At 36.2% G+C, this 13,591-nt stretch carries 11 protein-coding genes; 5 read left to right on the top strand and 6 right to left on the bottom strand.

The genetic code is table 11. The annotated features are described in order from the left end of the window. Positions 1-36: 36 nt before the first annotated feature. The 3 genes from FJ651_RS12395 to FJ651_RS12405 all read right to left on the bottom strand — a co-directional run bounded on the left by FJ651_RS12395 (position 37) and on the right by FJ651_RS12405 (position 3,919). Positions 37-756 (bottom strand): hypothetical protein, encoded by a 720-nt coding sequence (locus FJ651_RS12395; RefSeq protein WP_140990853.1) that lies wholly within the window; start codon positions 754-756, stop codon positions 37-39. Between the two features lie 343 nt (positions 757-1,099). Further along, positions 1,100-2,581, bottom strand: coding sequence for a Na+/H+ antiporter NhaC (nhaC, locus tag FJ651_RS12400; protein ID WP_140990854.1), 1,482 nt, complete (start codon positions 2,579-2,581; stop codon positions 1,100-1,102). A 111-nt stretch (positions 2,582-2,692) separates the two neighbouring features. Continuing rightward, complete coding sequence (locus tag FJ651_RS12405; protein ID WP_140990855.1) at positions 2,693-3,919, bottom strand: aminotransferase class I/II-fold pyridoxal phosphate-dependent enzyme; 1,227 nt, start codon at positions 3,917-3,919, stop codon at positions 2,693-2,695. A gap of 163 nt (positions 3,920-4,082) precedes the next feature. Between FJ651_RS12405 and FJ651_RS12410 the strand changes: the two genes are divergently transcribed. Together FJ651_RS12410 and lpdA are read left to right on the top strand one after the other, a co-directional pair. Continuing rightward, positions 4,083-4,544, top strand: a complete 462-nt coding sequence (locus FJ651_RS12410) for an Lrp/AsnC family transcriptional regulator (protein ID WP_140990856.1) — start codon at positions 4,083-4,085, stop codon at positions 4,542-4,544. Between the two features lie 110 nt (positions 4,545-4,654). Then, the gene (gene lpdA, locus FJ651_RS12415; RefSeq protein WP_140990857.1) at positions 4,655-6,061 is read left to right on the top strand and encodes a dihydrolipoyl dehydrogenase; all 1,407 of its coding nucleotides are present in this window, start codon (positions 4,655-4,657) and stop codon (positions 6,059-6,061) included. Positions 6,062-6,173: 112 nt separating this feature from the next. On the opposite strand, the gene FJ651_RS12420 is transcribed toward lpdA, so the two are convergent. Together FJ651_RS12420 and FJ651_RS12425 are read right to left on the bottom strand one after the other, a co-directional pair. Beyond that, a complete protein-coding gene (locus FJ651_RS12420) occupies positions 6,174-6,950 on the bottom strand; it encodes a S1/P1 nuclease (protein WP_140990858.1) in 777 nt (258 codons plus the stop codon). Positions 6,951-6,966: 16 nt separating this feature from the next. Next, positions 6,967-8,316 carry a DEAD/DEAH box helicase gene (locus FJ651_RS12425; protein ID WP_140990859.1) on the bottom strand — a complete coding sequence of 450 codons (1,350 nt, stop codon included), beginning with the start codon at positions 8,314-8,316 and terminating at the stop codon, positions 6,967-6,969. 138 nt (positions 8,317-8,454) lie between these two features. On the opposite strand from FJ651_RS12425, the gene FJ651_RS12430 reads away from it, so the two are divergent. Beyond that, positions 8,455-9,762, top strand: coding sequence for an anthranilate synthase component I family protein (locus FJ651_RS12430; protein WP_140990860.1), 1,308 nt, complete (start codon positions 8,455-8,457; stop codon positions 9,760-9,762). Here the strand turns inward: FJ651_RS12430 and FJ651_RS12435 are convergent. Further along, positions 9,750-10,439, bottom strand: a complete 690-nt coding sequence (locus FJ651_RS12435; RefSeq protein ID WP_140990861.1) for a hypothetical protein — start codon at positions 10,437-10,439, stop codon at positions 9,750-9,752. The two genes, FJ651_RS12430 and FJ651_RS12435, sit on opposite strands and share 13 nt — an antisense overlap. 165 nt (positions 10,440-10,604) lie before the next feature. Between FJ651_RS12435 and tilS the strand changes: the two genes are divergently transcribed. Both tilS and ade read left to right on the top strand, forming a co-directional pair. Next, the gene (gene tilS, locus FJ651_RS12440; RefSeq protein ID WP_246085366.1) at positions 10,605-11,873 is read left to right on the top strand and encodes a tRNA lysidine(34) synthetase TilS; all 1,269 of its coding nucleotides are present in this window, start codon (positions 10,605-10,607) and stop codon (positions 11,871-11,873) included. Next, positions 11,870-13,492, top strand: a complete 1,623-nt coding sequence (ade, locus tag FJ651_RS12445) for an adenine deaminase (RefSeq protein WP_140990862.1) — start codon at positions 11,870-11,872, stop codon at positions 13,490-13,492. Before tilS ends, ade begins: the two co-directional genes overlap by 4 nt. The last annotated feature ends 99 nt before the right edge of the window (positions 13,493-13,591 follow it).

A 13,591-nucleotide genomic window follows, 5' to 3' on the forward strand; every position in this document is an offset into this window, starting at 1 on the left:
ACAAGATACAAAATAATCAATATCTTAATACTGATTTTAGGCATTAAAATATTTACTATCCCAAATGGCGTTGTTAAAATTCTTACCGGATGCGAAGGTGTAGTAAATGACAATAGCCCCAATAAATTTAAACATAAAGAAAAATATCATCCAAAACTCAGCCGTGGTATTTTGCTTAGAGAACAGTCCTTCAGGCACTAAAAATGTAGCAATAAAACTTACTATCAAGGTTAAAGCAACCAGGTTTTCAAAGTTTTTAAAAGGTAACATCAACCACTTTCTCAACGGATTTAAATCGTTACCCCACTTGTGAATTAAGTAATAATAACCGTTACCAATGGGCGCAAACAATAGGGGATCATCAGCATTTTCTAATTTAAATAATTTTGAAGGTGCTACAATTTTAAAGCCTTTTAACTCGGTATTGTGCGCTTTTTCAAGTTCTTTAATCTTTGAAATGGCTTCGTAAGGAATTTCACCTTTAAATAACTTGGTATCAAGAAAACGCAGTCTGTAATCTATACAAATACTCTTAATAGTATCCAGGTGGTAGATATTTTGGGTTTCAAGCAAATCAAAATCAAAATTATTTACTTTGGCAGAATTACCGGTAATTATGGTTTCCAGTATGTCATCATCCTTTTGGTTGTCTTCTTTTAAAATTTGAGCAACGCTTTCTAAGATGTTTTCTTCAGATGCTGTTTTAAACCTTAAACGGGATAATTCACTTTCGATGTTCGTCTTTTTCAATAGCATTTTTTTTCTTTTTGATTAAAATTAATGACTTCAGTAATTAATTGCAAGATTTTAACATTGATGTTTAAGTTTTAAATCAAAATCCAATAGATTACGACTAATAAATTAAACAAAACAAGTTTTATCTTAATCTTTCTTTTTTCTGTCTCAAAGTTAAGATTTAAAAAGTTAAAATTATTATAATAGGATGTATTTTGTTTAATAATTACTTAAATTTGTTCAACAAAAAGAATTAAAGTATGCAGGAAAGGAGTGATGACCCTTTGTTGTGTTTCCAAAATAGTAATATTTTGATTGATTTAAGTTAGGTTGTAAAAAGCCTCTTCGCGAGAAGAGGCTTTTTTTATGATTTAACCAATTGACGGATTTTAATATTAAAAGCCGCAAAAATCAAAGTCATAATCGGGCTCAGCCAGTTAAAAATCGCAAAAGCAAAATACTCACCAACACCAACACCCAAAACACCACTTTGATAAGCGCCACAGGTATTCCAAGGAATCAATACCGAAGTTACAGTTCCTGAATCTTCCAAAGTTCTACTTAAATTTTCAGGAGCCAGACCTTTGTCTTCGTAAGCTTTTTTAAACATTTTTCCGGGTACTACTATAGCCAGATATTGATCTGAAGCCGCAATATTTAAAGCTAAACAACTGGCTACCGTGCTTGCAAACAAACCAAAAACAGATTTGGCAATACTTAATAATGCTTCACTTATTTTAGACAAGGCACCAATGGCATCCATTACACCGCCAAAAGCCATAGCACAAATGATAAGCCAAATGGTATTAAGCATGCCTGCCATACCACTTGACGAAAACAAATCGTTTAATTCTTTACTGTCAGTTTCCACAGATGCACCAACGGTAATGGCATCCATAACACCTTTATAGCCGGATTTAAAATCGATTACTTCTGTGCCGGCGATGCTGGTGATAATTTGAGGTTGAAATATCAAAGCGGCCAAAGCGCCTAAAAGCGTTCCTGCCAAAAGCGCAACCAAAGGAGAGACTTTTTTTATGATTAACACAATAACAATGGCCGGCACTGCCAAAAGCCAGGGCGTGATGTTAAAAGCATCTGAAATGGCAACCAGTTGTTCGCCTACATCAGGAATTGCTTCAGTGCTGATATTTAATCCCAATATTACAAATACAATAAGCGTGATGATAATGGTTGGTACCGTTGTATAAGTCATGTATTTGATGTGCGTAAACAAATCTGTGCCAGCCATGGCAGGAGCTAAATTCGTGGTATCGCTTAAAGGAGACAATTTATCACCAAAGTAAGCACCCGATAAAACTGCACCTGCCGTCATTCCCGGGTTAATACCCAATGTATTCCCAATGCCTATCAAGGCTATTCCTACAGTTGCTGAAGTGGTCCAAGAGCTGCCGGTTGCAATTGAAATAATAGCGCATATCACCACACAAGCGGCCAAAAAGATAGTAGGATTTAACAGTTGTAAACCGTAATAAATCATGGTAGGAATAATACCGCTAATCAACCACGTACCTGCCAAGGCACCAACCATTAACAAAATTAATATAGCACCGGCGGTAGATTTAATGTTTTCACCAACTTCATGAATCATATTGGTAAAAGACACCTTGTAATAGGTACCTACCAATGCAGCAACCGCTGCCCCCAGTAATAATACAAACTGATTGCTGCCGCTTAAGGCATCATCGCCATAAACCACAAAAACGTTGTAAAACAGCATGCCAACCAAAGCAATTACCGGAATAAGGGCTGCAAACAGGCTTATATTATTTTGAGGATTGTTATTCTTATCTATTTGGGATTGCGAAGGGCTTGTTTCTGCCATGTTATTTGATTAGATAATTTTTTGAGATTGTAATGTTACAATTTTGTACAGAGTATTGCAAATGAAAAAGTCCTGCACATTGCAGGACTTTATAAAATAATCTTTCTTGATTTAAATGACGATCGAGGATTCTGATGGCACCATTATATTTAAATCTATCATACACTGACGCATCATTTCGTAAGTGCGTTCAATATCATCGTCCAAACCAATTGAGAACCTAATCAAACCGTCGCTTAATCCCATTTGTTGTTGTTCGTCTTCGGGTATTTCAGAAGAGGTTGAAGTTCCCGGTGCGCTAAATAATGTTTTATAAAAACCAAGACTTACCGCCAAATATCCCAGATTGCGTTGTTGCATTAATTCCATAAGAGCATTAGCGGTTTCTATATTACCTACATCAATGGTGAGCATGCCACCAAAGCCGTATTCTACATTCATCATTGATTTAAAAAGCTCGTGAGATTTGTGCGAGGCCAATCCCGGATAAACAGTTTTTAATCCTATTTCCTCAAATTTTTGCGCTAAATAAGCAGCGTTGTGGCTGTGTTGCTTCATTCTTATATGTAATGTTCTCAGGTTTTTAAGAATGGAAGCGGCTCTTAAACTATCCATGGTAGCACCTAATAACATGCACGCGCCATCGTTGACATTTCTTAAGTTGTTAATTAATTCTTTAGTCCCACAAATAACACCGCCAACGGTATCGCTACTGCCATTAATGAATTTGGTAAGACTATGAATTACGATGTCTGCACCTAATTTGGCAGCACTTATAGTAAGCGGTGAAAATGTATTGTCGACCACTAAGGTTAAATGGTGTTTTTTAGCCAGTTTAGAAAGCGCCTTAATATTGGCTACTTCAAGTAACGGATTGCTTACAGCCTCGCAGTATAAAATTTTGGTTTTGGTTGTAATAGCATCTTCAACAGTTTGCAGGTTGGTAATATCAACAAAAGACGTGTTTATATTAAATTTTGGAGCAAAGTTTTTTAAGAAGGCATAAGTACCTCCGTAAATGGTGCGGGCCGACACCACATGGTCGCCTGCTTGGCATAGCTGCATGATAATAGCTGTGATGGCACCCATTCCCGAAGCGGTTACAGTAGCAGTTTCAGTACCTTCCATAGCGGCCAATGCTTCACCTAAATACAAATTTGATGGTGATGAATGTCTGGAATATAAATAACAACCATCGGCATTGCCTTCAAAGGTGTCGAACATGGTTTTCGCGGAAAGAAATGTATAAGTAGATGAATCTGAAATAGATGGGTTAACACCTCCAAATTCGCCAAAATACTGTAAGTCCTGAATTTTGTTGGCCGGATTAAATGACATGATATTAAGTTTTAAAAGTTGTTTTACAAATGTCTAAATATTTAGATTAATATTTATATAAATTTAAATTATATAGAAAAATATTCTTTTATTATTTATTTATACAGAAAAATATATTATTATTGAACTAAAGATAGTTGAAGTATAGAAAAATTTTCAGACGATGGAATTAGATCCAATAGACAAAGCGCTTCTAAACTTGTTGCAGCAAGACAGCAAACAAACCAATAAAGCACTGGCTTACCGGCTTGATATGTCAGTAACTGCTATATTTGAACGTATTAAAAAACTAGAGAACAACGGCGTACTTAAAAAATATGTCGCATTGGTAGATCACAAAGTCGTGGATAAAAATTTCTCTGCATTTTGTCATATCAAACTGGCGCAGCACAGTCGTGATTTTGTGGTGAAATTTGAAAAGGAAGTTGCCAAACTGCCCGAAGTTTTAGAATGTCATCACATAAGCGGCGATTATGATTACCTATTAAAAGTAGTGGTAAAAGATATGGAAGCCTTTAGAGAATTTATGGTGAATAAACTCACCTCAATTCAGCATATAGGCAGTACACATAGCATGTTCGTGATTAATGAGGTTAAAAATTCAACAGCTTTAGAATTGGCATAATATTGAAAACTTTCGCAATTGACGGACGTTATTTTAGGCTTTAAAATTCTGTAAACAGCATTCTATATTGTATTTTTGCAGTTCGTTAAAAAATAAAATTCAATATTCATATGACAAGTTACGACGTTGCAATAATAGGTTCCGGTCCCGGAGGTTACGTATGTGCCATTCGATGCGCACAATTGGGAATGAAAACTGCTCTTATCGAAAAATATAACACACTTGGAGGTACTTGCCTAAACGTTGGTTGTATACCAAGCAAAGCGCTGTTAGATTCTTCGCATCACTATGAAGACGCCGTTAAACATTTTGAAGAGCACGGTATTGATATTCCCGGCGAAATTAAAGTGAACCTCAAACAAATGATTGCACGTAAGCAGGCTGTAGTTGATCAAACAACCGGTGGTATTGATTTTTTAATGAAGAAGAACAACATTGATGTCTATCACGGATTGGGAAGTTTTAAAGACGCAACCCACGTTAATATCACCGATAACGATGGTAAAGTTGACACTATTGAGGCTAAGAAAATCGTCATCGCTACAGGTAGTAAACCTGCTAATTTACCATTTATCAACTTAGATAAAGAGCGCATCATCACGTCTACTGAAGCGCTTAAACTTACCGAAATCCCTAATCATCTCATTATTATTGGTGGCGGCGTTATTGGTTTAGAACTTGGTCAGGTTTACAAACGTCTTGGTGCTGAAGTGTCTGTGATTGAATATATGGATCGAATTATTCCAACCATGGATTCAGGACTTTCAAAAGAACTGACCAAGGTTTTCAAAAAGCAAAAATTTAATATTCACGTGTCGCATCAGGTGAAATCTGTTGAAAGAAATGGCGATGAAATTATAGTTAAGGCCGATAATAAAAAAGGTGAAGAAATTGAATTTAAGGGTGATTACTGTTTGGTTTCCGTTGGAAGAAAAGCCTACACCGAAGGTTTAAATCTAGAGGCTGCCGGCGTAAAAGCCGATAATAGAGGTAGAGTAGAAGTCAACGAGCACCTGCAAACCAACGTAAAAAATATCTATGCCATAGGCGATGTAGTTAAAGGCGCCATGCTGGCTCACAAAGCCGAAGAAGAAGGTACCTTTGTTGCCGAAGTGATGGCAGGTCAAAAACCGCATATTGATTACAATTTAATTCCGGGTGTGGTCTATACCTGGCCCGAAGTGGCTTCGGTTGGTAAAACAGAAGAAGAACTAAAAGAAGCCGGTGTAGACTATAAAACCGGACAATTCCCAATGCGAGCATTAGGTAGAAGCCGCGCCAGTATGGATACCGATGGATTTGTGAAAATTTTAGCCGATAAAACTACCGATGAAATTTTAGGAGTACATATGATTGGTGCCCGTTGTGCCGACTTAATAGCCGAAGCTGTTGTAGCTATGGAATTTAGAGCTTCAGCCGAAGATGTAGCCAGAATGTCGCACGCGCATCCAACTTATACTGAAGCTATCAAAGAAGCGGCTTTAGCTGCAACTGAGGATAGAGCACTTCACGTTTAAAAGCTGGTAAAACACTATAAAAAAAATTCAGACCTCACAGGTTTTCAAAACCTGTGGGGTCTTTAATTTTTGAGCATTTTTTATCAAAAAACAAATCATTTTAATTTCTGCATTACAGAATGTCGTTTAGCACTTGAGCCAACCTAATACCGGCTTTGTGAAGTTGCATTTCGGCAATACTAAAATAATCATAAGAATAGCGATAACCTAAATAATCACCCGGTTTAGCCGACATGTAAACCTTAGCGGTAACTTTATGAACTTCGTTGACCCAATCTGTCACGCTACCTCGTTTGATGGTTTTTATTTCATTTTTACTGAAATAATATCGGTTTTGGGCAAGTTCAGTATAACTCATTTTGTTGCCGTCTATCATATCTGAATCCCAAACGCGATGTAAATTAGAGTCTTTTCTAAACCAATATACCTTAAAGTCGTTTCCGCCTCTATCTTCTTCTAATCCAACATGCATCGGCTGGTGTAAATCACCAATAAAATGAACCAGTAATTTTAGGTAAAAAGCTTTGTCGTCTTTACTACTGTCATCGTTGGTAATAATTGATATACAATATTCAATGGCTGAGACCAAATCGCCTTTTTCATTTCTTTTTTCAGCGTTATAATCGGCGTCCATTGGCATATTAATGTAATGCCAAGTTTCAAATTTTTTATAACGATCGTCAGCTTTAATTTCGTCGGCATAGGTTGAAACATAGGCCAAAGATTGACCATCTAACAGCTTTTTGATCTTTCTATTGGTTGATGGTTTTAAATAGTCGGTGGCAATTTCTCCCACAACTCTATGGCCGGTAGGTCCCCAAAAATCGTTAGCATGGCTAGAAGTTAACGTTATTAATACAATGGTTACAGTGGCAAAAATTAAACGCATGGTAGATGTCATTTTACTATTTCTTTTTATTTCTTTTATTGTAATTTTTATCGCCTCGGGTTTTTGGCTTCTTGTATTTTTTTACAATTTCTCGTTTGTAGGAGCCGCCTAAATTAACCTTTTTATTTTTTTCTTTTTTCTCGTGAAATGCCGGCCCAACTTCATCTTCGTCACGTTTTAACGGATTGTATCGTTCTTTGTTTTCTGGTCTTTCTTCATCAAGAAGTTCGGTGGAAATGGTTACAGATTCAGGCAATTCCAATACAGGAATTGTCATTTGCATCAATGCCTCAATTTGTTCTCTTGCTTCACTCTCAGCTTCCGCAGAAAACAAAATGGCTACACCTTTTTGTTCAGCACGACCGGTTCTGCCTATTCGGTGCATGTAATTTTCCGGAAATGAAGGTGTATCGAAGTTAAATACATGCGAAACAGTTTCAAAATCTAAACCTCTTGCCATGACATCGGTTGCTACTAAAATGCGTTTGTCTCCTTTGTCAAACTGCTCAATACTTCGCAAGCGGTAGTTTTGGGTTTTGTTGGAATGAATCACACAACATTCACCAGAGAAATGTTCGGTTAAACCATCAAAAAGCCTGTCGGCCATGCGCTTATTAGAAACAAAAACAAGCACTTTATTTAAATCCTTAGTATCCTTTAGTAAGTGAATGATTAAGTTTAATTTGGTGTAATAATTGGGTACGTCGTATCTAAACTGTGCAATATTTTCTAACGGTGTTCCAGAAACAGCTACCGAAATTTTTTCAGGATTCAGAAAAAAATCGTTGATCAACGCATCCACGTCTTCAGTCATAGTTGCCGAAAACATTATGTTTTGCCTTTTCGCAGGCAGGATATCAAAAATGTTGATAAGCTGATGTCTAAAACCCAAATCCAACATCACATCAACTTCGTCGATTACCAATTTTTGAATAGACTTTAATTGTAACACTCTGCTTACCGCCAAATCATATAACCTACCCGGTGTTGCTACTAAAATATCTAATCCTTGCGCAACATCGGCCTTTTGTTGATTGATATTAACGCCTCCATACACGCCTAATACTCTGTTATTGATGTATTTTGATAACTTTTCAATTTCTTCAACCACCTGTATTACCAATTCCCTTGTTGGAACCAAAATGAGTACACGCGGATTCTCTTGTTTAGAGAATTTTAAATCCCGCAAAATGGGCAGCATGTAGGCAAATGTTTTTCCGGTTCCGGTTTGTGCAATACCAACCATATCTCTCCCGGAACAAATCACATTAAATGATTGCTCTTGAATTGCCGTTGGCTTCTCAAAACCTAAATCGGCTATGGCGTTGTATAATGGCGTATTTAAATTGAGTTCTTGAAACGTCACGTTTTGATTTTAATGGTGCAAAGGTAGTTTATAAAAATTTAAAATAATCCTTCAAATTGCCATTGATAAGATCATAGAGCCATTCTGATATTTTATTTTCATCATTTATTTTTGGTAACTTGCCGTCAAATTTTTTGCTTGAGAACATCCGTAGAATTTAAACCCAAAAATCTTTCAAAATTTAAAAAGCAGTTACTGCTTTGGGCTTTGCAGTTTGATGAAGTAGTTTGGTTAGATTCTAATAACTATCAGGAAGCATACAGCAGATTTGATGCAGCCTTAGCGGTCGATGCCTTTACCGGTATAAAAACAGATAGCTACAACGCTTTCGAGGATTTAAAAGATTATCAAAAGGCCACTAAAGACTGGATCTTCGGGTACTTAACCTACGATTTAAAGAACGATTTAGAACGTCTTACATCCAATAACTTCGACGGACTCGAATTTCCGGATTTACAATTTTTTCAACCTAAAAGAATAGTGTTTTTTAAGGGTGATACCGTCGTTTTTGAGTATTTAAATATGGTTTCAGAAGACATTGAAGCAGATTTCAACTCGATTGAAGCAATGAATTCTCATTCATACTACGACAATGCCCAATCTAACGATATCAAAATTAAAATGCGCATTCATAAAGATGCTTATTTTGAAAAAGTAAATACCATGTTGGCGCATATTCATCGCGGTGATATTTATGAGGCAAATTTTTGTCAGGAGTTTTATGCCGAAGATACCATCATTAACCCTCTTAAAACCTTCAATAAACTCAACAATATTTCCCAACCCCCATTTGCAGCTTTTTTGAAACTGAATGAGTTTTATTTGCTCTGTGCCTCACCCGAAAGATATATTCAAAAACAAGGTAGCAAAGTAGTTTCTCAACCTATTAAAGGAACTGCAAAACGTTCTAAAAATGAAGAAAAAGATAAGGCTTTAAAGTTCGAATTATCACAAAACGAGAAAGAAAGAAGCGAAAATATCATGATTGTGGATTTGGTTAGAAACGATTTATCACACACCGCAAAAAAGGGTAGTGTAGAAGTTGATGAATTATGTAAAGTGTATACTTTCAAACAAGTACATCAAATGATTTCAACGGTAACTTCGCTTTTAGATAACGATGAAGATTACATCGAAACTATTAAAACCACGTTCCCGATGGGAAGCATGACAGGTGCGCCAAAACTTTCGGCTATGCAAATAATCGAGGCATTGGAGGAAACCAAACGCGGACTCTATTCGGGTGCTGTGGGCTATTTTACACCTGAAAATGATTTTGATTTCAATGTGGTGATTAGAAGTATTCTTTACAATGAAGTGAAAAAATACGTATCATTTTCGGTTGGAAGCGCCATTACATCCAAAAGTAATCCGCTCGATGAGTACGAAGAATGTTTGGTAAAAGCCAAGGCCATGCGCGAGGCACTAAAAAATCACTCTAATTGATTCTTAAAGGCCACTTTTACTTTTTCAAAAATGGTTTCAACACGTTTTAAACTAATGTTTTTAATCTTTGCGATTTCTTCAAATTCCAAATTACCAAAAACATATAAATCTACAATATTTGAAACATTAACCGGCAGCCAGTTGTAAAAACGACCAACGGCTTTTGGTGATTCTTCGGCTTTTAAACTGCTAACATCCAGTGCTTTTTTAAACGATGTTTCTTTGTCTTCGTATAAATAAATTTTGTTGTCCTTGTTTTGTTGGTATGAAATATCGGTTAATTCGGTGTTTAAAATTAAATCCATATCGGCATCAACCGTAAAATCTTCATTGAGTCTGGCCAATTCTTTTTTCAAAAAATCATCGGTACTAACAGAATATTTATGAAACATTTCTTTTTTAAAAAGCGCATTAAGATGCTCGTCAACCAGTTTAAACAGTTTTAATTTAATATGTTGTTTGTCGGCATCAATATTATATCCACTTTCGTAAAGTTGAATAATACAATCATCTATAATTCCGGTAGATGAATACATGTTTTTAGGAATGATACCGGTGCTTTCGGCTATATAAATTCTGTGTTTAGTATAAGGATGCAGATGTTGCACAACCGAAAGAACTTTTTTATCGAAAGCAGTTTGGTCAGATTTTGAGCTGATGTTTTTTAAAGTTCTCATATCCTTAATTTTTATAAATTAACACCTACAATTTACCAAATTTTATCCATATTTTAACTGATATTTGTCAAATAAAAGCAACAATAACCTAAACATTCATTATTGTATATTTATGCCATGTTAGAGCATTTTAAAAATCATCTCGCCAGTAAATTTCCATTTCTTATGCAGTCCAGATTATTATTGGCGGTTTCGGGCGGATTAGATAGCGTGGCTTTAACACACTTATGCGCGCAATTGCAATTAAATGTTGCCATAGCGCATTGTAATTTCAGTTTAAGAAGCAATGAAAGTGATTCTGATGAGGTTTTCGTAATCCAGTTGGCCGAATCATTAAATATTGAAGTGTTTACCCAAAGATTCGATACTTTAAACTACGCAGCACAAAACAAATTGTCAACACAAATGGCAGCCCGAGAGCTGCGCTACAATTGGTTTCAGGAACTGGCAACAGCTTTAAATTTCGATTTTATTTTAACGGCACATCACGCCGATGACCAGCTGGAAACCTTTCTGATTAATTTTTTGAGAGGAACCGGTTTAGACGGATTAACCGGAATTCCGGAGATTAATAACAACATTGTTAGACCACTACTGCCGTTTTCCAGGGAAGACATTGAAACCTATCTCAAAAATGCCAATGTACTTTGGCGTGAAGATAGTAGTAATATTTCAACCAAATACCTGCGAAACAAATTGCGGCACGAGGTAGTACCTGTCTTAAAAGAGATCAATCCGCAATTGTTGGATAGTTTTAAAAGCACTTTGAGCCATTTAAACGATGTGGCCGATATTGTAGACGAAAGTTTAAACGCAGTTGCCAAACGCGCTATTGTAAACATAGACGACAATGGCATTAGTTATAAAGTTTCGGAATTTAAAAAGGTGAACAATCCGCATGCCTATTTATACCATATGTTTAAAGACTTTGGATTTACTGCCTGGGATGATATCTTACATCTGCTCAATGCCCAAACCGGTAAGCAGGTGTTTTCAGAGACGCATGTTTTGCTTAAAAACAGAGATGTTTTATTGTTATCTGAATTGAAAGATGTTGTAGAAACCAAAGTCTATCAAATTACGAAAGTGCCTGAAATTATTGAATTTCCTCATGGTAAACTTGATATAAGTGAAGTTGAAGCCGTTGACGATAACAGCCCAACAGCTATGTTTATTGATGGTGCAAAACTTCAATTGCCATTGGAATTGAGAAAATGGCAACATGGCGATTATTTTTATCCCGTTGGAATGACCGGTAAGAAAAAAGTAAGTAAGTATTTAAAGGATATTAAGTTGTCATTAGTTGAAAAAGATCAAATATTGGTACTTTGCTCAGAAGGCGATATTGTTTGTATTCTCGATTATCGCTTAGACCGAAGGTTTATGGCCAACCAACAATCATCACAAATTATTAAAATAGAACTGATTTCATGATTATTCGCGGACAAATTGTAGATATTGAACAAAGAAAGATTTATAGCGGAGCGGTAAGCGTAGAAAACGGCATCATTAAGAAAATTGAAGCTGAAAGCCACAACGAAAAGCAGTACATTTTACCGGGATTTGTTGATGCGCATATCCACATCGAAAGTTCTATGCTGGTGCCAAGCGAGTTTGCTAAAGCTGCCGTTTGCCACGGTACTGTTGCCACAGTTTCTGATCCGCATGAAATAGCCAATGTACTTGGTGTAAAAGGTGTTGAGTTTATGATTGAAAACGGAAAACAAACACCTTTTAAATTTAATTTTGGAGCACCTTCATGCGTGCCGGCCACTAATTTTGAATCGGCTGGAGCTGTTATAGATTCTGAAGGTATCAAGACTTTACTGCAAAATCCTGAAATTAAATACTTAGCCGAAATGATGAATTATCCCGGTGTTATTTTTGATGATGAAGAAGTTCTGAAAAAAATTGAATGGGCCAAACATTATAACAAACCGGTTGATGGTCATGCACCGGGTTTAAGAGGCGATGATTTAACAACATACATAGCGGCTGGTATTTCTACAGATCATGAATGTTTTGCTTACGACGAAGCGCTCGAGAAACTTCAAAAAGGGATGAATGTGATTATTCGCGAAGGTAGTGCCGCTAAAAACTTCGATGCTTTAATTGATTTATTGCCTCAATTTTACGAACACATGATGTTTTGTAGCGACGATAAACATCCAGACGATTTGTTGCTTGGCCATATCAACCAGCTTTGTGCCAGGGCAATCGCTAAAGGTATGGACATCTTTAAAGTCTTACAGGTAGCATGTATAAATGCGGTAAGACATTATGATTTGGAGGTTGGCCTACTAAAACAAGGTCACAGTGCCGATTTTATTGTAGTTGAAGATTTGACAAGTTTTAAGGTTTTGAGTACTTATATCAATGGTGAATTGGTGTTTAATAACGGAAAATCATTTATAAAACCGGTAAAATTTGAAAAGCCTAACAATTTTAAAACCGATTTTAAGCAGGTATCAGATTTCAAAATTAAAGCTACTTCAGACCGCGTAAGAGTTATCGAAGCTTTAGAAGGACAGCTGGTAACTAATGAAATTCAGGCAGAAGCTTTGTTAATTGATGAGAACCTAGTCTCAAATATCGATAAAGATATTTTAAAAATGACGGTTGTTAATCGCTATCAAAACGACATACCTGCCATGGCATTCATTAAAAATTTTGGTTTAAAACAGGGCGCTCTTGCTAGTTCTGTGGCACACGATTGTCATAATATCCTCGCGGTTGGCGTTAATGATGCACTAATTTGTAAAGCTGTGAACGCCATTATTAAAAATAAAGGTGGCATTGTTGTGGTTACCGAAGAAACAGAAGATGTAATAGCCTTGCCAATTGCAGGTATTATGAGCGATTTAGATGCAGAAACGGTAGGTAAAGCTTATGAAACGCTAAGCAACAAAGCCAAAAGTTTGGGCAGTTCACTACATGCGCCATTTATGACATTGTCATTTATGGCACTACTCGTCATACCTAAGTTAAAACTTAGTGATAAAGGTTTATTTGATGGTGAGAAGTTTGTGTTTACCACGTTGGAGATTAAATGATGAACAACTTTTGATGAGTAAAACTATTTATTTTTAGAATCTTAACTGCAATTTAATGTAACAAATCTTAATTCAATATATATTTATTACGCCTAATAT

The sequence above is a fragment of the Paucihalobacter ruber genome (assembly GCF_006494535.1).
Taxonomy (GTDB): Bacteria; Bacteroidota; Bacteroidia; order Flavobacteriales; family Flavobacteriaceae; genus Paucihalobacter; species Paucihalobacter ruber.